Origin of the sequence: Actinoplanes italicus, from assembly GCF_003001815.1 — a bacterium.
In the GTDB taxonomy this organism is placed as follows: domain Bacteria; phylum Actinomycetota; class Actinomycetes; order Mycobacteriales; family Micromonosporaceae; genus Actinoplanes; species Actinoplanes italicus.
In genome coordinates, this window is sequence record NZ_PVMZ01000001.1 from 249,354 (window position 1) to 271,505 (window position 22,152).

Consider the following 22,152-nt stretch of genomic DNA (forward strand, 5'->3'; position numbering starts at 1 on the left):
CACACACGGCCCGACGGCACCGGCACCGCTGGAGAAACCGGCCGCCACACACGGCCCGACAGGACCGACGGGCCCGAGGCCGGGTGGCCGTCCCGCAACACCGGGGGCGTGTCCCCCGTTCGGGTGGGCCGAAACGGATGATCGGGTCACCGCGGGAGGGGCCCGCTCCCAGCCGCCCCCGGTAACCTGGCGGTCGAGACCGCGGGGGGCGATGGTGCTTCAGTGGGACCTGATCGGTGACGCCGAGCTCGGTGTGCTCGCCGATCCGCCGCGCCTGCGGTCGGTACGCCGGATCACCGGCGGCCCGGAGCCGGACGCCGCGTTCGACGTACCGGACGCCGCGTTCGACCGGGTCGCGATGCTGATCCACAAGCTGGTGGACGCCCCGATGGGCGCGGTCTGCCTGATCGACGAGGAGCACCAGTTCCTGGCCGGTCAGGTCGGTGTGCCGGAGCCACTGGCCTCGGCACGGCGGATGCCGCTGACCCACTCGTTCAGCCGGCACGTGGTCGTGGCCGGGGAGATGCTGGTCGTGACGGACGTTCGGGACGACCCGCGGATGCGGGACAACCCGATGATCTCCGAGATCGGCGCGATCGCGTACGCGGGGGCACCGATCACCGACCCGGACGGCCTCATCGTCGGCGCCCTCTGTGCCATCGACAACGAGCCACGCGTCTGGACCCCGAGCGAGGTGGCCTTGATCGGCGAGCTGGCCGAGGTCTGCTCGTCGGAGGTGCGCCTGCGCATCGCCCGCTCCGCGGAGGAGGAGGCCCGCCGTGCCGCCGAGTCCGCGCACCACCAGCTGGAGCTGCTGGCCGAGCTGACCGAGTCGCTGGCCGGCACGATGGACGTGGACGAGGGGATGCGCAGGCTCGGCGACATCGTCACGGCGACCCTCGCGGACTGGTGCGTGGTCGCGGTCGCCGACGATCCGGGCGGGCCGGCGCAGGTCTTCGCGGCACACTGTGATCCGGATCGTGCGGCCGACATGACGCGGCTCACCGAGCTGGCCGCCGGAGCCCGGTCCGACCTGCGGGCGTTGCTGATGGCCGTCCGAGGCCGGGGCCGGCCGGTACGCACGGCGGACGGTGCCACCGAGCTGCGGGACCGGATCATCGACACCGAACTGGCCGAGATCGCCACCCGGGCCGGATTCGGCGGCTCCCTGATCGTGCCGGTGGTGTCCTCGGTGCGCCGCCGCGCGCTGGGTGCGATCCTGCTGGTCAACCGCCCGGACAGGCCCGCTTTCACGGCCGCCGAGGAGTGGACCGCCGCCGAGATCGGCCGCCGTGCCGGTCTCGCCGTCGAGAACAGCCGGCTCTATCGGGAGCAGCGGCACATGGCCGAGGTGCTGCAGCGCAGCCTGCTCACCGAGCTGCCCGAGATACCGGGTGTCGAGCTGCACGCGCGTTACCTTCCCGCGCAGGACGGCGCGGCAGTCGGCGGCGACTGGTACGACGCTTTCGCTCAGCCCGACGACAGCGTGATGGTCGCGGTCGGTGACGTCTCTGGTCATGACATCGAGGCGGCCGCGACGATGGGGCAGTTGCGCAATCTGGTCCGCGGTGACGCGTACGGCCGCGATGAGGAGCCCGGCGTGCTGCTCACCGCTCTCGACCAGACCCTGCACGGGCTCCGGGTCCCGGCCTCGGCGACCGCGGTGCTGGCCAGGGTGCGCAAGTCCTGGTCCGGTTACCAGGTCGGGTTCGCCAACGCGGGTCATCCGCCGCCACTGCTGCTCCTGCCGGACGGCAACGTCCAGGTGTGGTGGGTGCCGCCGGAGCCACTGCTCGGCCTGCCGCCGCGGGAGCCGCGCACCACGGCCCGGCGGTTCGTTCCGGCCGGTTCGACGCTAGTGCTCTACACCGACGGCCTGGTCGAGGACCGTGACCAGCTGATTGACGACGGCATCGCGCGGCTGTCGGCGGTCCTACGGGAGTACGCCGCCAGGCCCGCCGACGAGCTGTGCGCCCGGCTGCTGGAGGTCGCCCCGCACCGCAGCGACGACATAGCCCTGCTGCTGGTCCGGCTGACCTGAGCCCCGCAGGTCAGAAGAGCCGGGGCCCTGGGCGGATGAGCCGAGCCCATCCTGGCGGCCGGGTGAGCCTGAGCCCTGCAGGTCGGATGAGCCGGAGCCCTCCGGTCGGCCTGTTGGCGGGCCTGGGTCGGTGTATACCGGCGGGCCGCCGTGGGTCCATGGTGTCTCGGACGCGTCCGGCAGGGCGCCGCCCGGGCGGTACGCCTCGCTGAGCGTCGTGAGGACCAGCCGCTCCCCCACCGTGGGGACGCTGCCGGGCTCGGCGACCAGTTTCCGGCCCATCCCGCCGGAGAGCTCCAGCAGGACGTCGCTCCCGTCGCCGGCCGGGCTGATCGAGACGACCCGTGCCTTCTGGGCGGGCCGGGCCGGCGAGGTCAGCGAGGTCCCGGGCTCGACCCGGACCGGCTCGGTGGTGTGCACCATGATCCGCGGACGCAGCACCGGCCGACGGCCGCTGTCGTCGACCCGATCCGGGTTGGCGAGAGTCACGACACCGGCGAAGGCGGCTCCGCTCAGCCGGTACTCGGCCAGCACCAACGGGTCGTCGAAGGCCCGCTGGACGGCGTAGCGGGCGGCCGCGTTCTCCAGCCGCTGCAGGCGGGCCGCCGCGGCGACCGCCCCGTCGCGGCGGGGCTGCGGCGGGCCGCCCTCGGCGAGGTTCTGCACGAAGGAGGTGAAGGCGTCCCGGTCGAGATCCCAGCGCAGTGAGACCCGCTCGCCCACCGGCATCCGGCGCAGCAGCGCGAGGGTCCGCCACATCCGCTCCCACGTGGGCAGAAGCAGGTCCTGCAGCACCTGTGGCAGCTCCGGAGCCTGTCGCTCGATCAGCGGCGCCAACACGCGGTTGTCGAACTCGGGGTCGGTGGCCGGTCCGGCGACGGGGCCGTTCTCGGCCGCCCGGGCCGCGGCCGCGCCCGACTCGATCCAGGCGAGCTGCACGCCGAACTGGGCGTCCTCGGCGCTGCTCTGCCCGGTCGCCCAGTGCAGGCCGAGCGACTGCACCGCGTTGACCAGCAGCGACGACCCGGGTACCTCGGCCGTGTTCGCGAAGAAGGTCAGCCAGCGTCCCAGCAGTGGCACGGCGGGCGGTACGGCGTACTCGCCCTCGGTCTTGAGGAATCGCGTGGAACGCCCGAACAGGCGCAGGAAGTCGACGCCGGCCGGGTTGGGGACCCAGATCTGGGGTGCGTCGACATACCGCTGGCGGACGTCTTTGCCGCGATCGACGGCGACGTCCTCGGTGTCGGTGGTGAACGAGCCTGCGTACTCGACGAGGATCTCGGCCAGGTCGGCGGCGAAGGCGAACCGCTCGTCGCGGTTGCGGGGCTGCGCGACGGCGAGCAGCCGCGGCCGGCCGGGGTCGGTGCCGATCATCGCGGCCAGCGGCGCGTTCGCCTCGCCGGCCATGACCAGCGGGATCAGCACCAGCGGGTGGTCGTGGACGTGCATGTGCCGCACGGTGGCGATGGGCTGTGCCCGGCCGGTCGCGGCGGCCTGGGCACGCGCGAGAGCGGTGAGGGTACTCAAGAAGCGGCCCCGGGAGCACCAGGAGCACCAGGAGGAACGACAGAAACCGCCACGGGAGCACCGGCCGGAAGGTCCCCGGCGCCGGGAGGAACGGGAGACAGCGCCTCGGACCGCAACCGCAGCGCGGCCTGGAGCATCGCGGCAGCCTCGGCCTGGTCCTCGGCGGGTTCGCGGCGGCCCTCGGCCAGAGCGAGCACCTCCCCGACGGACGCGATGCCGCCGAGCGACTCCCGGACCGACCGGCCCAGGGCTGCCGTGCTCCCGCCCGCCTCGCTGCGGCAGTAGACGGAGAGCTCGCAGGCGGAGAGGCACTCCGGCGCGTAGCGGGCCTCGACATGGGAGAGCGCGGCGGCCAGGTCGGCCGGTTCGAGCGCCGTGTCGAAGGTGAGCCCGGCCGGCAGTTCGTCGATCAGGTCGGTGACCGAGGCGAGCCGGGACAGTTGCCGCCGCAGGGTGGAGAGCTGCTTGCGGACGTCGAGGACGACCGCGGTGGGGCGCATGCTGAAGCCGGCCGGGCAGACCAGCACGACCTCGTGACTGACCAGCGATGGGTCCTGGCCGAGGCGTTCCAGCAGATCACGCAGGGCGAGCACGTAGACGGCGGCCTGGACGGCGGCACCGGACACCTTGGCGCTCTCCGCCTGCCCGTCGATGATCGCGAACGACTTGATCTCCACGACCTGGAGGCGGCCGTGGTGGGCGTACGCGATGAGGTCCGGTTCGAGATAGACGGTCTGGCCGGCCACCTCGAGGGTGAGCAGCGGGTGGTCGATGAGCGCCGAGCGGGCGTCGGCGAGCACCTTGACGGTCCGTTGGTGCCGGTCACCCAGGGAGTCGGCGCCCAGGTCCTGGTAGTCGAGGCCGGCGTCGGCGGCGAGCACCTCGCGCAACAGGGCGCAGTCATCGGACTTGAGCATGGCCTCGAAGGCGTTGCCGCGGGAGAGCGCGAAGCGGGACTGACCGAAACTGCCGGGGAAGCCGACCCGTTCGGCGAGTTTCTGCTTGTCGATGCCGGCCGCGTCGAGGACGGCCCGCCGGTTGCAGCCCGGGTTGCCGGTGAGCGCGGCGATGGTGCGCGCGTTGTGGCGCTTGGCGCGACCGGAACCGCGCAATTCGTCCAGTCTGGTGCTGTGCCCCATGGGAAGCTCCATAAGGAGATTGACTCTAGATCTTCAACCGGGTCGCGGCAATTCACCCACGAGAGGTGAATAAATCGCACATATCAGACACAAACCCGCCCACGCGCTACGTTCGGGACATGCCGAAGGCCATCTGGAACGACGAAGTGATCGCCGAGAGCGACGACACGGTGGTACTCGAGGGCAACCACTACTTCCCCCTCGCCAGCGTCCGCGAGGACGTGCTCATCCCCTCGGACACCCACACCGTCTGCCCGTGGAAGGGCAGGGCCTCCTACTACTCGCTCCGGGCGGACGGGCAGACGGCCGCGGACGCCGCCTGGTTCTACCCCGACCCGAAGCCGGACGCCAAGGCCGTACGCGATCGGGTCGCGTTCCGAAGAGACGTCCTGATCCAGGCCTGACAAGCGTCCCGAACGAGACTTGAACTCCGGGGGCCCGCTCACGTGATCCGTGGGTGGGCCTCCTCGATCTTCGTGACCTCCAGATAGTCCAGCATGTCCCGCTGCTCCTCCGGGGTGAGCGCACCGAACGCCGCGTACGCCTCCTCGCGGGCGTGCGTCGTCTCGGCTGCCAGCAGCGCGATGATCGCCGACCAGGCCAGTGACACCCGGTCGAACAGCCGCGCCCGGCGCAGTGAGGTCAGACGCGACAGCATCGCCACCTTGGTGGCCGCGTCGTCGTCGAGCGCGATCCGGTCGCAGAGCTCGAAGAGGGCCTTCCCCCGATAGGGGTGCTCGGACTCGATCAGCCGCGCCAGCTCGGCGTTGTCCATCCGATCCACCGGCGGGGCCGGGCCACGCCTCGGCAGCGAGGGGCTTGGTTCACCGTGCACGACTATCGCGTCCGCTCTCGAATCCGTTGCCAGGGGCCTGGTGCGGCAACGTCGGTGTGTGATGAAAGGTCGGGAACGACGGCGCCGGCATCACCGGCTCGTCGACATCGACCGGGAAACCGTCCGGCATCGCGTCCCCGCCGGCGCGTGGGCCGCCGTCCTCGGCGACCCGCTCTCCATCAAGCACGTTATAGCCCTCCGTTACCGACTTACCGTGATGAAAACCCATGAGATCACGCTCGCGCAAACCCGGCGAGCACTCTCCTTGGTGACTTCCCCTGGTCACTCGACCCGACGACCGTTGTAACGCCACCGCAACGCATCGATTGACCCCGGAGTTCCTCACTCAAAGTGACCCGAAGAACTCAACCGCGCCCGGCGCAAACCGATCTGACTCGCCGGAGGTGGATCGTGGGTCGCAATGCTCTCTGGGACCGGGTTCGTGTCGTCGTCGACGACACGGTGGTGGTCGCGTCGCTGGTACTGCTCGCCTGGCCGGTGGCCGATCCCGCGCAGCCCGGTGGGCTGGCGGGTCGCGTCATGCCGCTCCTCGCGGCGCTCTGCCTGGGCCTCGCCGTGCTGCTGCTGGACGGCCGTCGCGGCGTTCTGCGGCATGCCACGGTGGCGGCCTCGCTGGCCGTCGCGGGCATCCGGCACGTCACCGGTGATCTTCCCCCGGCGGCGACCTGGCTGGTCCTGGCGGTGGCGGGCGCCGGCGTGCTGAAGCAGTTCCTCGGCAACCGGATCGATCCGGACCGGAACCGGCAGCAGACACTGCTCGCCCAGCAGGCCTTCCGGGACCCGCTGACCGGGCTGGGCAACCGGCGGATGTTCCTCGAGTACGCCGAGGAGGTCCTGGCCGAGCCGTCCCGCACCAAGACCGCGGTGATCGTGGTCGACCTCGACGGCATGAAGGATGTCAACGAGGTCCTCGGGCACGCGGCCGGCGACGATCTGCTGCGCGCCGCGGCCGACCGTCTCGCCGTGAACGTCCGCGCCAACGACACGGTTGCCCGCCTCGACGGCGACGAGTTCGTGGTGTTGCTGCCCGGGCTGGAGGACGAGCACGCCGCGGTCGCGGTGGCCGACCGCGTCCTCACCGAGCTCCACCGTCCGCTGCAGGTGGGCGGGGTGGCACTGAGCATCCGGGCCAGCGCCGGCGTGGCGATCACCGACGGGCTCGACGGCCTGGACGGGGTGCTGCGCCGTGCCGACCAGGCTCTGCTGCGGGCCAAGCGGGACGGCGGCGGGGTGGCCCGCCGGTTCGATCCGGTCCTGTTCGCCAAGGCCGAGCAGCGCCGCATCGCCGAGCAGGATCTGATGCGCGGTCTGGAGGCCGGCGAGTTCGAGGTGCACTACCAGCCGATCGTGGACCTGGACAACGGTGGCATCACGGTCGGGGTGGAGGCGCTGGTCCGCTGGCGTCACCCGGAGAAGGGCCTGGTTCCGCCCGCGCTGTTCCTGGATCTGGCCGAGCAGCTCGGCCAGGTGCCCAAGCTGGGTGGCTGGGTGCTGGAGGAGGCCTGCCGGCAGGCGATGGACTGGCAGAACCGGTTCCCCGGCTTCGAGATGAACGTCAACCTGTCCGCCTCTCAGCTCACCAACCCGCGTCTCGTGGACGAGGTGCGCGAGGTGCTGGCCCGGACCGGCCTGCCGCCGCAGGACCTGGTGCTGGAGCTGACCGAGTCGGTGGCGCTGACCGACCTGGTCGAGTCGGCCCGGGTGCTCAGCGCACTCAAGGAGCTGGGTGTCCGGATCGCGCTGGACGACTTCGGCACCGGCTTCTCCTCGCTCAGCCACCTCAGCACCCTGCCGGTGGACGTGGTCAAGATTGACCGCTCATTCGTGCAGGCGATGCCGGAGACGGGCGGCGCGTCGGTGGCCGAGGCGGTGCTGCACATCGCCCGTACCTTCAATCTCTCCCCGGTGGCCGAGGGCGTCGAGGACGCCGGGCAGGCGGAACGGCTCAAGGACCTGGGCGCGGGTCGGGCCCAGGGTTACCACTTCGCCAGGCCGATGCCGGCGCTCGGCGTGACCGAGCTGCTGGACAAGCAGTCCGTCGAGGTCGTCACGGCCGAACAGCTGTGAGCTCGTCGACGGCCGGCAGGTGCTTGCCGGCATAGAGCATGAGGCTCAGGACCGCACCGAGGATGGCCAGCCCGCCGGCCACGTACCAGGCCATGGTGTAGTTGCCGAACTGGTCGCGGACGAGACCGGCGGCGGTGGCGGCGGCCGCCGCGCCGAACTGGTGCGAGGCGAAGACCCAGCCGAAGACGATCGCTCCCGACTCGCCGAAGTACTCCCGGCAGAGCGTGACGGTCGGCGGCACGGTCGCCACCCAGTCCAGCCCGTAGAAGAGGATGAAGATCAGCATGCTGGGGTGCGCGGTCGCCGCGAACAGCGACGGCAGGGCCAGCAGCGACAGCCCGCGCAGCGCGTAGTAGGCGCCGAGCAGGATCCGGCTGTCCACCCGGTCGGTCAGCCAGCCGGACGCGATGGTGCCGGCGATGTCGAAGAGCCCGACCAGCGCGAGCAGCCCGGCCGCCGTGGTCTGCGGCATCCCGTGGTCGTGCGCGGCCGGGATGAAGTGCGTGCCGACCAGTCCGTTGGTGGTCGCCCCACAGATCGCGAAACCACCGGCGAGCAGCCAGAACGGTCGCGTCTTCGCGGCGTCACGGAGGGCGCGGAGCGCGTTGCCGGCGGCGCCTCCGGCCGGCTTCGCCGGCATCACGATCTCGGTGGCTCCGAGGGCGGGCATGTTCAGGTCCGCGGGGTGGTCCCGGAGACGCCAGAAGATGAGCGGTACGACGAGAAGCGCGGCCACCGACACGGTCAGCGCCGCCGTGCGCCAGCCGTCCGACTCGACGATCCGCGACAGCACCGGCAGGAAGATCAGGTTGCCGGTCGCGCCGGCGGCGGTGAGCACCCCGATGACGATCCCGCGGTGCCGGACGAACCAGCGGTTGGCGATGGTGGCCACGAACCCGAGAGCCAGCGACCCGGTGCCGAGCCCGACCAGGACGCCCCAGCACAGCATCAACTGCCAGCTCTGGGTCATCCACAGCGTCAGGCCGGAGCCGGCCGAGACGAGCAGCAGCGCGGCCATCGCCACCCGCCGGATGCCGAATCTGTTCATCAGTGCCGCGGCGAACGGCGCGGTCAGGCCGTAGAGCAGCAGGTTCACCGAGACGGCGGCCGAGATGGTGCCGAGGGACCAGCCGAACTCGTCGTGCAGCGGCTGCAGCATGACGGACGGGGTGGCCCGGAACCCGGCGGCACCGAGCAGGGCGACGAAGGTGACCGCGGCGACCGCCCAGGCGGGATGGAAACGTCTCACGACACCGATCCTTCTGCTTTCCGGGCCTTCGGACGAGTGGCCGGAGAGCCATGATGCGCAAGAATCGAGCCATGAAACACCGGATTGCGGTCCTGATCCTCGACGGCCTCGTCCCCTTCGACCTGGGCACGGCCACGCAGGTGTTCCTCTCGGCCAGGGACGAGAACCTCAAGCGGCTGTACGACGTACGCGTCTGCGGCGCCGGCCCGGTCACCACTGAGGTGGGTTTCACCGTCGTCCCCGACCACGGGCTGGACCTGCTCGAGGTCGCCGACACGGTGATCGTCCCAGGAATCCACCAGGGCGGCCCGGTCACCGACGGATCCCTGCCCGCCGACGTCCGTGAGGCGTTGATCGCCGCCGCGGCCCGGGGCGCCCGGATCGTGTCGATCTGCACCGGCGCCTCGGTGCTCGCCGCGGCCGGCCTGCTCGACGGCCGCCCGGCCGCCACCCACTGGGCCTGGGCAGAACGGATCGGCGGCCTCTATCCACAGGTCGCGTGGGACTTCGACGTGCTTTTCGTGGACGACGGGAACGTGCTGACCTCGGCCGGTGTCGGTGCCGGGGTCGACCTGTGCCTGCACATGATCCGTGGCGATCACGGGGCCTCGGTCGCCAACCGGGCGGCCCGCCGCTGCGTGGTGCCACCCTGGCGGGACGGCGGACAGGCGCAGTACATCGAGCGTCCGATCCCGGTTGCCAACGGGGTCGGCACCGATCAGACCCGGGCCTGGGTGCTGGATCGACTGGCCGAGCCGGTCACGCTGGAGGAGATGGCCGGGCACGCCCGGATGAGCGTCCGCACGTTCACCCGCCGGTTCCGGGACGAGACCGGGCTCAGTCCCCGGCAGTGGCTGCTCCGTCAGCGCGTCGAGCACGCTCGCATCCTGCTGGAGTCGACCGACCTGGCGGTCGACGCGGTGGCCCGCCGCTCCGGGCTCGGCAGCGCGACCGCCCTGCGCCAGCATCTGCACGCCACGATCGGGGTGGCGCCTTCGGCGTACCGTCGCACCTTCCGTCATTGATCTTCTTTCCATTGATCTGTCGCCTCAGTTCGGCGGGAAAGTGTCCGACTGGTTTCTTGAGCCCTCTTCTCCACCCCGGCCGAGGAACCAATGGATCAAACCTTCCGCCCGCTGCTCGACGCTCTCAAACAGATCGGTGTCGACCCCGACGCGGTGGACCGGGCCGCGGCGGAGGCACAACGTAGCGGTCGGCCGGTCCGTGCCGTCCTGATCAACGACCAGGTCGTCACCGAGGAGCAGCTGACCCAGGCGGCCGCCGCCGCGTTCGGCATCAACACCCTGGACCTGGTCGGCTTCACCCCCGATCCGCAGGCACTGAAGCGGATCCCGCTGCCGGTCGTGCTGCGGCACCGGGTACTCGGCCTGGCGATCAACGACGGCGAGCTGGTCGTCGGTGTGACCGACCCGGCCGACGTGGTGGCCCTCGACGACGTTCGCGCCGCCACCGGCATGACGATCCGTCCCGTGGTGGTGGCCCGCAGCGAGGTGCGGCGGATCATCGAGAAGCTCCAGCGTGAGGGCGCCGACCTGGCCGATCTGGCCGACGCCGGGCTGGACGACCAGGCCGGCATGTCCGCGCAGGCGACCAGCACCGACGACGCGCCGATCGTCCGCTACGTGAACAGCCTGATCGAGCAGGCCGTCATGAACCGTGCCTCCGACCTGCACCTGGAGCCGACCGAGGACGACATGCGGGTCCGGTACCGCATCGACGGCGTGCTGCACGAGGTGGACCTGGTGCCCCGTGGCGTGATGAACGCGCTCATCTCCCGAATCAAGATCATGTCCGGGGTGGACATCACCGAGAAGCGGATCCCACAGAACGGCCGCATCTCCGCGCAGATCCGCGACCGGGTGGTCGACCTACGTACCGCCACGCTGCCCACGGTCTGGGGCGAGAAGATCGTGCTCCGCGTGCTCGACACCGGCGGCATCGACCTGGACCTGGCAAAACTCGGCTTCACCCAGCACAACCTGGATCGCTTCAGCGCCTCCTTCACCAAGCCGCACGGCATGGTGCTGGTGACCGGGCCGACCGGTTCCGGCAAATCGACGACGCTGTACGCCACACTCGGCAAGATCAGCCGGCCGGAGGTCAATGTGATCACGGTCGAGGATCCGGTGGAGTACCGGCTGCGCGGCATCAATCAGGTACAGGTCAACGCGAAGGCCGGGCTCACCTTCACGGCGGTGCTGCCTGCGATTCTGCGTACCGACCCCGATGTGGTCCTGATCGGTGAGATCAGGGACGGGCACACCGCGCAGATCGCCGTCGAGGCCGCCCTCACCGGTCACCTTCTCCTCTCCACTCTGCACACCAACGACGCCCCCGGCGCGGTCACCCGTCTCACCGAGATGGGGATCGAGCCGTTCCTGGTCGGCTCCTCGCTGGACTGCGTGCTCGCCCAGCGCCTGGCCCGGCGCATCTGCGACTGGTGCAAGGAGCCGTACGCGCCGACCGAGGAGGAGGTGCTCGGCGCCCGCTGGCCCCTGGAGGACCTGCCCTTCCCCCAGGTGCTGTACAAGCCGATCGGCTGCCGGAACTGCGCGAACACCGGGTACAAGGGCCGGATCGCGATCCACGAGGTGATGCCGGTGAGCGCCGAGATCGAGTCGCTGACCATCCGGCGGGCCCCGGCAGGCGAGATCCGCGACGTCGCGGTGAGCCAAGGGATGTACGACCTGCGCGCCGACGGGCTGGCCAAGGCGGCCGGCGGACTGACCTCGATCAGAGAGATCTCCCGGGTAGCCGTATAGCACCGGTTTCGCTACTAAACCAGGTCCCGGTGGTGCCGATTCAACAGGCGTCGGACACACCGAGCACGGACCTGGGAGAACAGATGGACACGCTCCAGCACGACGCACGCCAGGCGGGTTCCGCCGCCGCGTCAGCGGACGACCTGGACGTGCTCGACTCGATGCTCATCACCCTGGTCGAGTCGGGCGGCTCCGACCTGCACCTGACGGTCGGCTCCCCGCCGATGATGCGGGTGCACGGCTCGCTCCGGCCGGTCCCCGGCTACGGCAAGCTGAACACCGCGGACACCGAGCTTCTGGCCCGCGCGGCCGTCTCCCCCGCCCAGTGGGAGACGTTCCTCGCCGATCAGGAGATGGACTTCGCGCACAGCATCGTCGGGGTCTCCCGTTTCCGGGGCAACCTGTACCGCCAGCGGACCTCGTGCGGCGCGGTCTTCCGGGCCATCCCGCACAAGATCAAGCCGCTGGACGAGCTCGGCATGCCGGAGTCGGTGGCCCGCTTCGCCCACCTGCCGCGTGGCCTGGTCCTGGTGACCGGCCCCACCGGCTCGGGCAAGACGACCACCCTGGCGTCGCTGCTGGACCTGGCCAACCGCAGCCGGGCCGACCACATCATCACCATCGAGGACCCGATCGAGTTCCTGCACCCGCACAAGCGGTCCGTGGTGAACCAGCGGGAGGTCGGCACCGACACCGACACCTTCGCCTCGGCGCTCAAGCACGCGCTGCGCCAGGACCCGGACATCATCCTGGTCGGTGAGCTGCGTGACCTGACCACCACCTCCACGGCGCTGACCGCCGCGGAGACCGGTCACCTCGTGATGGCGACCCTGCACACGCAGAGCGCCACGCAGACCATCGACCGTGTCATCGACATCTTCCCTCCGCATCAGCAGCTGCAGATCCGTGCCCAGCTGGCGGCAAGTCTCCAGGGCGTGATCACTCAAGCCCTGGCGCCGACTGCCGATGGAAAGGGCCGGGCCGTGATCTGCGAGATCCTCACCGCCACCCCGGCCATCCGCAGCCTGATCCGGGAGGGCAAGACGCACCAGATCCCGTCCTTCATGCAGGCCGGTGGGGCCGACGGCATGCTCGCCTTCGACCAGCACCTGGCCGAGAAGATCCGGGAGGGCAAGGTCGCCATGCAGGCCGCGCTGGAGATCTGCCACTCCCCCGAGGAGCTCAAACGGCTCGTGGGAAAGGGCTGATCGATGCCGGCCACCAAGACGTTCACCTATCACGCGATCGACGCCAGCGGCAAAAAGGCCAAGGGCACGATCGAGGCGCCCACCGAGGCGGCCGCCACGCACATGCTGCGCCAGCGCGGCGAGGTTCCGCTCGACCTGATCGAGGCGGGTCAGGGTCTCCAGAAGGACCTGAAGATCCCCGGCCTGGGCAACAAGGTCAAGCTCAAGGACCTCGCGGTCTTCGCACGGCAGTTCGCCACCATGACCGCGTCCGGCATGTCGCTGCTGCGGTCGCTGTCGATCCTCGAGGAGCAGACCTCCTCGCTGCCGCTGAAGAAGGCGATCGGCGAGGTACGCACCGACGTGGCCACCGGCGCGGGTCTGTCCGCGTCGATGGCCAAGCACGACCGCGCCTTCCCGCGCCTGATGATCGCCATGATCCGGGCCGGCGAGACCGGCGGCATGATCGACAAGGCTCTCGAGCAGATCGCCGACAGCCTTGAGAAGGACACCGCGCTCCGCGGCAAGATCAAGGCCGCGCTGACCTATCCGGCGATCGTGCTCGGCTTCACGTTCGTGATGATCGCCGGCGTCCTGATCTTCATCGTCCCGATCTTCGAGGCGATGTTCAAAAGCCTCGGCGGCGAACTGCCGGCGATCACCCAGTTCCTGGTCACCGCCAGCCACAACATGGGCTGGATCGGGCCGCTGGTCCTGGGTCTGATGTTCGGCACGAGCTTCTTCTACAAGCGGCAGATGCGTAGCAGCGAGGAATTCCGCCTCAAGGTCGACACGATCAAGATCAAGCTCCCGGTCTTCGGCCCGCTGCTGCGCAAGCTCGCCATGAGCCGCTTCTCACGCAACCTCGGCCTGCTCCTGAACGTCGGCGTTCCGGTCATGCAGGCGCTCGCGGTGGTCGGCGAGACCACCGGCAACGAGGTGATCAATGCCGCGATGAAGGACGTGCAGTCGACCGTTCGTGACGGTCAGCCCATGTCCTCGGCGCTGCGGCATCATCCGATCTTCCCCGAGATGGTCACCCAGATGATCGAAGTCGGAGAAGAGAGCGGTCAGATCAGTCAGATGCTCGACAAGATTGCCGACTTCTACGACCGCGAGGTCGATGAGGCCGCGGAATCACTGACCGCATCGATCGAACCCATCATGGTGCTCGTCATGGGCACCGTGGTCGGCGGCATGGTGATCTGCCTCTACCTGCCGATGTTCACGATCTACCAGAACATCCAGAACTGACGGCGGACGCAAGGAAGCGTCCTGCCGCATCCCCGGCCGACTCCCGACGGCCGAAGCAGCACCCGGGCACCCGAGCCCGGTCACCCCTTCCCCGCACCACCCCATGCCCTGGAGGCACCCCGAAATGAAGCTTCACGACGTCATCACCCGTCTCCGTGCCGGCAAGAAGAACGACGAGGGCTTCACCCTCATCGAACTCCTGGTCGTCGTGGTGATCATCGGTGTCCTCGTCGCGATCGCCGTCCCGGTCTACCTGAACTACCGCCAGGGTGCCGCCGACAAGTCGGCCCAGTCCGACGTGCGTGGCGCGATCTCCGCGATCGAGCAGTTCTACACCGAGAACGGCAACAAGTACCCGACCGGCACCCTCACCGAGAACAACGTCGACGGTGACAAGCCCTCGCTGAAGATGTCGACCGCCACCGACGCCAAGGTGATCACGCTGTCCGACAAGACCCGCCTCACCTACGTCAACGGCGGCACCGCGAGCCCCGGCACCTACAAGATCTGCGCCACCAACTCCGGCGGCAGCGGCAAGGTGTACCTGTACGACAGCCAGGCCGGTGGATCGGTCAAGGAGGCCCCGACCGGTGTGACGGTCGTCGCCTGCGCGTGACGCACTGAATCCGGGTGGCGCCGACAACGGCGCCACCCGGAGCACCATCCCCGACGACGAGCCCGAGGAGGACACCGTGCCCGGGACCCTGCTGTTCGGCATCGTGGCCCTGTTCGGGCTCGCCATCGGTTCGTTCCTGAACGTCGTGATCCACCGGGTGCCCCGCGACGAGTCGCTGGTCCACCCGGCCTCGCACTGCCCGCAGTGCGGCAACCCGGTCCGGGCGCGGCACAACGTACCGGTGCTCGGCTGGCTGATGCTCCGCGGTAGGTGCGCGGACTGCGGTCTGCGGATCAGCGCCCGTTACCCGCTGGTCGAGGCCGGCACGGCGGCCCTGTTCGTCGCGGTCGCCGCCCGGTTCGGCTGGTCCTGGGAACTACCCGCCTACCTCTACCTCGCCGCCGTCGCGGTCGCTCTCACGATGATCGACCTCGACGTGATGCGACTCCCCGACAAGATCGTGCTCCCCTCGTACGGCGTCGCGGTCGCCCTTCTCACCCCGGTCTCGATCGCCGCGGGTGACCCGGGCGCTCTGCTCCGCGGCGGCATCGCGGCGATCGTCCTCTACGTGCTCTACCGGGTGCTCGCCACCTTCGGCATGGGCGGCGGTGACGTGAAACTGGCACCGCTGCTCGGCTTCTACCTCGGCTGGCTCGGCTGGGGCGCGGTCGCGGTCGGCGCCTTCGCCGGGTTCCTGCTCGGAGGCCTGGTCGGCGGCACGCTGATGACGCTGAAGCTGGCCTCCCGCAAGACCCGGATCCCGTTCGGCCCGTACATGCTGGCCGGTGCCTTCCTCGCGGTCTTCGCGGCGGCCCCGCTCGCCGGCTGGTACACGAACCTGCTCCTCCCCGCCGCCTGACCCACCCCGCCGCCTGACCCACCCCGCTGAGAAGGAAGGAAGACCGATGGCTGGCTCAACACCGATCGGGCTTGACATCGGCTCGACCTCCATCCGGGCCGTGGAAGTCCGTCGCAACAAGGACGACTACACGCTCATCAACTTCGGCCAGTTCCCGCTGGACCCGGGCACCGTCTCGGCCGGCGTGGTGCAGGACCCCGGCACGGTCACCGCCGCCCTCAAGCAGCTCTGGGCCGCCAGCAAGTTCGCCACCAAGAAGGTCACCCTCGCGGTCACCAACCCGCAGCTGGTGGTCCGCGAGACCTCGGTGGCCAACCTGCCGCAGAGCCAGATGCGTCAGGCGCTGCCGTTCCAGGTCAAGGAGCAGTTGCCGCTCGCGGTCGAGCGCTCGCTGCTGGACTTCTACCCCCTCGAGCAGCCCGGCGAGAACCCGACCGTGCGCGGCCTGCTGATCGCCATGCCCAAGGACGCGGTCCTCACCATGGTCCAGGCGGTGCAGAAGGCCGGCCTCAAGGTGACCGGTGTCGACCTCGCCTCGTTCGCCATGCTGCGCTCCGCCTCGCGGCTCGACGCCCAGGTCGAGGCCATCGTGGACATCGGCGCCAACATCACCAGCGTGGTGGTCCATGCGGACGGCGAGCCGCTGTTCGTCCGTACCCTCCCGCGCGGTGGCGCCGAGATCACCGAGAACATCGGCACCCGGCTGGGCCTGCCGACCGTCGAGGCCGAGGCGCTGAAGTGCCGGTACGGCCTGCACGGCGACGGCAACCCGGACACCGTGGCCGCCCTCGTCGACGCGGTCCGCCCGCTCTCCAGCGAGCTGCGCAGCTCGTTCACCTACCTCGCCTCTGGCGAACGCCAGAAGCAGGTCACCCGGATCGCGCTCTGCGGGGGCAGCGCCCTCATGCCCGGCCTCGCCGAGCATCTCCAGGAGCAGCTCGGCGTCCCGGTGATGTACGCCGACAACGCGTCCCGCCTCCGCGACACCCGCAAGGCCCGGGAGCGCGGGTTCGACAGTTTCGTGCCGTCGGCTGCGGTGTCGATCGGCCTCACCCTCGGAGCGAGCCGATGACCACCACCGCACTGATGCCCGTGGACCCCTCGGTCTCGCCGCAGCAGGCGGCCCGGGTCCTCACCATCCGCGCCGACCTGATGCCCCCGGAGATCCGGGACGGCCGGCGATCCCGGAAGGTCCGCTCGCTGATCGTGTTCGTGGTCCTCCTCGTCGTGGCCGGCCTCGGCGCCTGGTACTGGCAGGCGACTCTCGCCAAGCAGACCGCCGACGACGAGTACGAGCAGATGTTCCAGAGCCTCACCACGACCCGTGCGGCGCAGAAGACCGACGAGTTCAGGACGCTCGTCGAATACCAGGACGGCGGTGAGACGCTCGGCAAGGAGCTGAGCGCCGTGCTGGCCAAGGACCTCTCCTGGACCAACCTGATCAATCTGATCGGCGACACGGCGTACGACGAGAAGGTGGCCGTCACCGAGATCAACGGTGGCCTGGCCGACATCGACAGCGAGTCGGCGGCCTCCACCGGGACGATCGGATCGCTGGACATCGCCGGCGCGGCCCTGGACAAGCGCCGCGTAGCCGACTTCGTCAACAAGCTCGGCACCCTCGAACACGTGACGAACCCGTTCGTCACGAGCGTCACGTGGGAGAAGGACAAGAAGATCTACTCCTTCTCGATCACGGTGACCGTGACCGACAAGGCGCTCTGCGGCCGTTTCACCGCCAAGTGCCCGAGCGGAGGTAAGTGATGACCGCACGCCGTATGGATCAGATCTGGCTCTTCGGCGGCCTGGCCCTGACCATCCTGCTCGTCGCCGGTGGCTGGTTCATGATGATCAAGCCGCAGTACAACGCACGGGACACCGTCCACGGCGACACCGCCACCACCCAGACCCAGCTCATCACCGAGCAGAAGCGCCTGGCCGAGCTCAAGACGGAGCTCAAGAAGATCAACCAGTACAAGAAGACCCTGGTCACCGCGCAGCAGGCCATCCCGCACGACAACACGACCAACCGGATCCCGGAGTTCCTGAAGCAGCTGCAGACCCTCGGCGCCAAGTACGACGTCGAGGTCAGCGGCTACGGCGCGACCGGTGAGGAACTGTCCAAGACGACCAGCACCGTGACCCTGCTGCCGATCACCCTCAACATCGAGGCCGTCAAGGTCGAGAACATCCTGAAGCTCGTGAAGCACCTGCAGACCGAACAGCCGCGGGCCCTGCTCATCGAGACCGCGAAGCTCGGTGAGGGCGACATGGGCTGGGAGCTGTCACTCACGCTCAAGGCCTTCATCACCTCGACGGAGACCGCGACCGTCAAGTCCTGACCGGAACACCGAAAGCCCCTGCTTCCCCACGGAACAGGGGCTTTCGTCGCACCCGGACCGCAACCGAACAAACCTCGCCGGCCATCCGGCCCGGCCGATCAGGCAGGTGCAGACCCAGGAGGGAATCCCCGCATGAACCAGAACCTGATCCTGATCGCCGACGACGACTCCGACGCCCGCGATCTGCTCACCGTGACCCTCGAGTCGGCGGGGTACCGCGCGCTCGGCGCCAAGGACGGGAACACCGCGGCCCGCATCCTCACCGTCGCCAAGCCGGTCGGCATGATCACCGACGTACGGATGCCGGCCATGAACGGCATGGAGCTGTGCCAGCTTGCCCGCAGCACCCCGGCGACCCGCGACATGGCGATCCTGATGGTCTCCGGCAACAACCACGCCTACGACGTGAAGGCCGGCCTGAGCGCGGGCGCCGACGGCTACCTGTCGAAGCCGATCACCCCGCGCGATCTGGTGGCGCAGCTGCAGGCCCTGATCAGCCGCCGCCACCTGGGCGCCTGACGCCGGCCGGACCCTCTCGACGAAAAGCGCTTTCCTGTGCGATTCCTCTAGATCGCCAACAAACCCTCGCTTCTGTCCGAAAAGACGGTTATCGTTACGCCCGGCCCGTGCCGTTCCCCCCGTAACGGCACGGGTCCCAAGCCTCGTGCACGGCCGCCGAGCGCGCCCGTCGTACACAATCGGCACTCAAACCCGGCCCACCTAATGCCGAACCCAGAACACAAACCGCGACAACACCCGGGCTAAGCGAAACAGCCGGGTCGGCGAAACCTGCTCGCACACCGCGACAACCAAGGTGGGGTAAGCCGAACCTAAACGCACACGGCGACCACAGCCGGGGTAGGCCGAACCAGAACACACACGGCGACCACAACCGGGGTAAGCCGAACCAGAACACACACGGCGACCACAACCGGGGTAAGCGGAGCGAGAACGCCTACAGAGCCCACCGTGACGCGGGGTTTCCGGGGGCTCGGCCCACGGAGTAGATATGACGAGGGCGACCCGGTTCGCGCTTTCCGCGAACACAGATCGCCCATCGCTCTCGTGGAGCTGAGGGGACTCGAACCCCTCACCCATCGAGCCGTTGACCTGCGCAAAGTCTATCGCCGCTGCTCAGCCTATGTCTATGCGTGCTTCATTGTGTCTCTTGATGTACCTCTGTGACTCACGCTGCTACCTGGGTAACGGCCGAATCTCCGGGGCGAGATGATGATCCCGAGCGCTAACGTCTCCAGCGTGTCGACGTCTGAACTGTGGCGGCCGCTGTCCGCTCGCCGAAGCGGGAACCAGCAGTGGCACCCGAGAGTCTCTCCCGCCCTGGCCGCTGAGCTACGGCAGTGGATCATCCTTGCTGGCCGAGACATCAACAGCCGGGACCTCGATCGCGTTCCCGTACGTTTGGCCATCCGGCTGGAATGGGATCCCGAAAAAGACGGCGACGACGAGTTCCTGGAACCGCTCGACCATCATGACTGGGTCCGCTACGCGCTGGCCAACTCGGTGCCCGACAGGGGACTGCCTGACGTGGTCGACGCTTTCCTGGACCTGCTCCCGGTCCTCGGCCCGGGTCCGAATCGTGCCGACCCGCTCCCGATCCAGATGATCGCTGCGATGAACGCAGTGAAGCGCGATCACCGGAGAGACCTACAACAGCACCTCGACGACGCCAGGCTGATCTACCGCATCTCCGAGGACGGACGCCGTCTCGTACGCCGTACAGAGCCGGCCAGCGAGATCGCGCTCACGGATGCAAGCACTGCCGTCGACCAGATGCCCGCGTCCGGATCGGCCTCGGACTTCCTGCTCTCGGCGTGGGCCGCCCTGAACGGACTGCATCCGGACGCACCGCGGGCGTACAGCGACGCCATCAAGGCCGTCGAGGCGGCAGCGCACTCAATCGTTCAGCCCAACCATGGCACGGCCACCCTCGGCTCCATGCTCGGTGAGTTCCGGAACGCACCGCATCGATTCACGGCCAGCATCGGAGACCCCGGAACCTCCGCTGGCGTCGAGACGGCCTTCGCCATGATGACCGTGCTGTGGAAAGGGCAGACCTCGCGGCACGGAGGGCAACTTCCCACCCGGCTAGAGACGGAGGCCGAAGCACGCGCCGCGGTTCACCTCGCCACCACACTGGTCGCATGGTTCGCGACGGGTATCGTCCAGCGCCAACCCTGATATCGCGTGCACGCCGAAGGGCGGCCGGCATACCGCCGACCGCCCTTCTCTGCTACTTATGTGCTCTAGAACAGCCCGGGATGCGGCTGCTCCGCGAGCTCCAGTACCTCTTCCTCTCCGCGGGTCTCTCGCTCCCACCACTCGGCGAACATCCGCCGATGGCACCAGCCGTCCGGCTTCGAGAGGTCGCAGAAGCAGAGCAGGACCAGGCGGTCAGCCCCCGCTCTGTCCGAGATCTCCAGCAGCTCGTCCTCGATGGCGTCGAGGCCTCGCGCGTCGAGCATCCCCATGTACTGCTCCCGGTAGAACGCCTCGTTACCGAGCCTCACCATCTGCCAGGTCGGGGAGATCAGCTGTGCGTGCCCAGCCAGCTCGTACGCCAGCTTGAACTGGGGAAACCCGACCGTGGTGCGGACCGGTGCCCCCTGACTGGGCCGGAATCGCTGGTAGCGGCTCGTGTAGAGGATCATTCGCCCTCCCGTGGGGCGGAGGTGGGTTCGCCGGCGTGCTGCCGGAAGAAGCCCACGATGCCCGGCATGACCTCAGCGAGGTAGTCGCCGAGCCGGTCGACGGCCGCGGCGACGACCGCTGGTGGGCCGCTGACGTAGAGCAGGTCGAGTTCCACCGGGTCGCCGCCGGCCCGCAGCGGCGGCAGGGGCAGCACGGCCCGGGCTGTGACTCGGGGGGCAATGACGAACTCGCCGTCGCCACCAACATCGACGAACTGGGTCGTCACCTGTTTCTCCTTTCGATGCGGTGGCGGGGCTGCCACCGGCGTCGGCACACCATCCTGATTCGCTGCACCCGCAGCCTCCGTGCCGTGTCGACGTCCGCGGTTCGGCGGGCAGCGCGCCGCTTCACCGGCCGCCTCCAGCCCACGGGGCCGGCCACTTCGGCCGGCTCATGCGGTGCCCGCCCGGCGTTCGACGCGTACCCGCCCGGCGACAAGCTCGGACGCGTCGGGCAGCGGCACGATGTCGGGCGCTTCCAGCGGGACGACCTCGATGCCGAGCCACGTGCGGGCGTTGTGCATCAGCAGCTGCTGCTGCTGCGCGCGGACGTGCTGGATGCCGTCGAGGTACGTGCGGTGTACAGCGAGTCTGCCGAGGGCGTCGGAGTCGGTCCGGCCGAGCAGCGGGGCGATGACTCGCTGCTGGATGGCCTGGGCCGCCTCGTCGGCTTCGCGAAGCGCGTGGTCGACGCCGCGGAGCCGGGCCGGGTGATCAATCGCGTCGACCACGGCCATGGCGAGGGCCCGGACCGCGGTGGGGCTCAGGTGCGCCCCGATCTCGACGCCGACGCGGGCGAGCGCCGCGGTGGCGAGGGCGCGGGTCTGGTCGTAGCTGGGCAGCTGCGCCCGGATCCAGCCGACTTCAGCTTCTTGCTGTTCGGTCACCGGCTTCCGTCCTCCTGTGGTGTATGCCGCAGCCATGCGACTGCGACCCTACATCTCGTGGCCACTGTGGGCCTCCTTCCGTTGGTGCATCTCCACGGACACCGCGCGCCGTTAGTCAGACCGTCAGAGCACCGCTTGCGCGGGGACCGCGCCCCGTCCGGCCACTTCGCGACTGATGCAGCACAGGTGTATACACTTATTCTACAGATTGATGCGTCGCCAAGCAAATGAGACCCTACATGTCAAGCGCCTGCAGAAACGCGCGTTGAGCCGAGGCACGTCAGGTGGTGATCGATGTACCGCTGGCCTCGATACCGGGCCAAGTCATCGCCGGCCAGCCGCTGCGCGCGCCATCGGCCTCGCTGCCGCATCACCTGGATAATCCCGGCCGGATGCGGCTCGCCGTCCAGGACCAGGTGCCGCCATGGTCCGGAGCTGATGAACAACACTGGCTCCCCACAGCCGCACTTGCTGCGTTGTGGCTTCTCAAACACGCTTCCCCCTTTCACAGGTTCAGCGCCCGACGCTGCTCGTCGGTGAGGGCTGCACGCGCCTTGTCGACGAGCGGGCCGCCGTCACAGGCGAGGCAGAGCAGAACCGGCACTCCGCCCTCACCCCGACGCACACGCACCGTCGA

At 69.3% G+C, this 22,152-nt stretch carries 22 protein-coding genes; 14 read left to right on the plus strand and 8 right to left on the minus strand.

Annotated elements, in window-relative coordinates; genetic code table 11:
* Positions 1-211: 211 nt before the first annotated feature.
* Positions 212-2,041: a SpoIIE family protein phosphatase gene (locus tag CLV67_RS01235; RefSeq protein WP_106315258.1), complete on the plus strand. Its 1,830-nt coding sequence runs from the start codon at positions 212-214 to the stop codon at positions 2,039-2,041.
* Here the strand turns inward: CLV67_RS01235 and CLV67_RS01240 are convergent.
* Together CLV67_RS01240 and CLV67_RS01245 are read right to left on the minus strand one after the other, a co-directional pair.
* The gene (locus CLV67_RS01240) at positions 1,934-3,568 is read right to left on the minus strand and encodes a hypothetical protein (RefSeq protein WP_239166152.1); all 1,635 of its coding nucleotides are present in this window, start codon (positions 3,566-3,568) and stop codon (positions 1,934-1,936) included. The genes CLV67_RS01235 and CLV67_RS01240 overlap by 108 nt on opposite strands.
* Positions 3,565-4,707 (minus strand): hypothetical protein, encoded by a 1,143-nt coding sequence (locus CLV67_RS01245; protein ID WP_239166151.1) that lies wholly within the window; start codon positions 4,705-4,707, stop codon positions 3,565-3,567. Before CLV67_RS01245 ends, CLV67_RS01240 begins: the two co-directional genes overlap by 4 nt.
* A 119-nt stretch (positions 4,708-4,826) precedes the next feature.
* On the opposite strand from CLV67_RS01245, the gene CLV67_RS01250 reads away from it, so the two are divergent.
* Entirely contained in the window at positions 4,827-5,111 is a 285-nt protein-coding gene (locus CLV67_RS01250) for a DUF427 domain-containing protein (RefSeq protein WP_106315259.1), read from the plus strand.
* 38 nt (positions 5,112-5,149) lie between these two features.
* Here the strand turns inward: CLV67_RS01250 and CLV67_RS01255 are convergent, their stop codons facing one another.
* Together CLV67_RS01255 and CLV67_RS50870 are read right to left on the minus strand one after the other, a co-directional pair.
* Complete coding sequence (locus tag CLV67_RS01255; RefSeq protein WP_106315260.1) at positions 5,150-5,482, minus strand: hypothetical protein; 333 nt, start codon at positions 5,480-5,482, stop codon at positions 5,150-5,152.
* A 49-nt stretch (positions 5,483-5,531) separates the two neighbouring features.
* Complete coding sequence (locus CLV67_RS50870) at positions 5,532-5,789, minus strand: hypothetical protein (protein WP_146168947.1); 258 nt, start codon at positions 5,787-5,789, stop codon at positions 5,532-5,534.
* Positions 5,790-5,953: 164 nt separating this feature from the next.
* Here CLV67_RS50870 and CLV67_RS01260 point away from each other — a divergent pair, with 164 nt between their 5' ends.
* Complete coding sequence (locus CLV67_RS01260) at positions 5,954-7,630, plus strand: putative bifunctional diguanylate cyclase/phosphodiesterase (protein WP_106315261.1); 1,677 nt, start codon at positions 5,954-5,956, stop codon at positions 7,628-7,630.
* Here CLV67_RS01260 and CLV67_RS01265 read toward each other — a convergent pair.
* On the minus strand, positions 7,611-8,879 hold the full coding sequence (locus tag CLV67_RS01265; RefSeq protein ID WP_203736954.1) for an MFS transporter: 1,269 nt from the start codon (positions 8,877-8,879) through the stop codon (positions 7,611-7,613). The two genes, CLV67_RS01260 and CLV67_RS01265, sit on opposite strands and share 20 nt — an antisense overlap.
* A gap of 53 nt (positions 8,880-8,932) precedes the next feature.
* On the opposite strand from CLV67_RS01265, the gene CLV67_RS01270 reads away from it, so the two are divergent.
* From CLV67_RS01270 to CLV67_RS52590, 11 genes are all read left to right on the plus strand, one after another.
* Entirely contained in the window at positions 8,933-9,904 is a 972-nt protein-coding gene (locus CLV67_RS01270) for a GlxA family transcriptional regulator (protein WP_106315710.1), read from the plus strand.
* Positions 9,905-9,994: 90 nt separating this feature from the next.
* Positions 9,995-11,662 carry a GspE/PulE family protein gene (locus CLV67_RS01275; RefSeq protein WP_106315263.1) on the plus strand — a complete coding sequence of 556 codons (1,668 nt, stop codon included), beginning with the start codon at positions 9,995-9,997 and terminating at the stop codon, positions 11,660-11,662.
* An 83-nt stretch (positions 11,663-11,745) separates the two neighbouring features.
* Positions 11,746-12,870 carry a type IV pilus twitching motility protein PilT gene (locus CLV67_RS01280; RefSeq protein WP_106315264.1) on the plus strand — a complete coding sequence of 375 codons (1,125 nt, stop codon included), beginning with the start codon at positions 11,746-11,748 and terminating at the stop codon, positions 12,868-12,870.
* A gap of 3 nt (positions 12,871-12,873) precedes the next feature.
* Positions 12,874-14,103 (plus strand): type II secretion system F family protein, encoded by a 1,230-nt coding sequence (locus tag CLV67_RS01285; protein ID WP_106315265.1) that lies wholly within the window; start codon positions 12,874-12,876, stop codon positions 14,101-14,103.
* Positions 14,104-14,227: 124 nt separating this feature from the next.
* Complete coding sequence (locus tag CLV67_RS01290) at positions 14,228-14,719, plus strand: type II secretion system protein (protein WP_106315266.1); 492 nt, start codon at positions 14,228-14,230, stop codon at positions 14,717-14,719.
* 76 nt (positions 14,720-14,795) lie between these two features.
* Positions 14,796-15,578 (plus strand): prepilin peptidase, encoded by a 783-nt coding sequence (locus CLV67_RS01295; protein WP_106315267.1) that lies wholly within the window; start codon positions 14,796-14,798, stop codon positions 15,576-15,578.
* Between the two features lie 46 nt (positions 15,579-15,624).
* Entirely contained in the window at positions 15,625-16,650 is a 1,026-nt protein-coding gene (pilM, locus tag CLV67_RS01300) for a type IV pilus assembly protein PilM (RefSeq protein WP_106315268.1), read from the plus strand.
* Positions 16,647-17,342, plus strand: coding sequence for a PilN domain-containing protein (locus CLV67_RS01305; protein WP_106315269.1), 696 nt, complete (start codon positions 16,647-16,649; stop codon positions 17,340-17,342). The genes pilM and CLV67_RS01305 overlap by 4 nt, the downstream gene beginning before the upstream one ends.
* Positions 17,342-17,920, plus strand: coding sequence for a hypothetical protein (locus tag CLV67_RS01310; protein WP_146168948.1), 579 nt, complete (start codon positions 17,342-17,344; stop codon positions 17,918-17,920). Before CLV67_RS01305 ends, CLV67_RS01310 begins: the two co-directional genes overlap by 1 nt.
* A 132-nt stretch (positions 17,921-18,052) precedes the next feature.
* Positions 18,053-18,439 (plus strand): response regulator transcription factor, encoded by a 387-nt coding sequence (locus CLV67_RS01315; protein ID WP_106315271.1) that lies wholly within the window; start codon positions 18,053-18,055, stop codon positions 18,437-18,439.
* A 708-nt stretch (positions 18,440-19,147) separates the two neighbouring features.
* Positions 19,148-20,119, plus strand: a complete 972-nt coding sequence (locus tag CLV67_RS52590) for a hypothetical protein (protein ID WP_203736953.1) — start codon at positions 19,148-19,150, stop codon at positions 20,117-20,119.
* Positions 20,120-20,184: 65 nt separating this feature from the next.
* Here the strand turns inward: CLV67_RS52590 and CLV67_RS01325 are convergent, their stop codons facing one another.
* The 3 genes from CLV67_RS01325 to CLV67_RS01335 form a co-directional block, all read right to left on the minus strand.
* On the minus strand, positions 20,185-20,589 hold the full coding sequence (locus CLV67_RS01325) for a hypothetical protein (protein WP_106315272.1): 405 nt from the start codon (positions 20,587-20,589) through the stop codon (positions 20,185-20,187).
* Positions 20,586-20,855 carry a hypothetical protein gene (locus CLV67_RS01330; protein ID WP_106315273.1) on the minus strand — a complete coding sequence of 90 codons (270 nt, stop codon included), beginning with the start codon at positions 20,853-20,855 and terminating at the stop codon, positions 20,586-20,588. The genes CLV67_RS01325 and CLV67_RS01330 overlap by 4 nt, the downstream gene beginning before the upstream one ends.
* 165 nt (positions 20,856-21,020) lie before the next feature.
* Positions 21,021-21,515 carry a hypothetical protein gene (locus tag CLV67_RS01335; protein WP_106315274.1) on the minus strand — a complete coding sequence of 165 codons (495 nt, stop codon included), beginning with the start codon at positions 21,513-21,515 and terminating at the stop codon, positions 21,021-21,023.
* Positions 21,516-22,152: the final 637 nt, after the last annotated feature.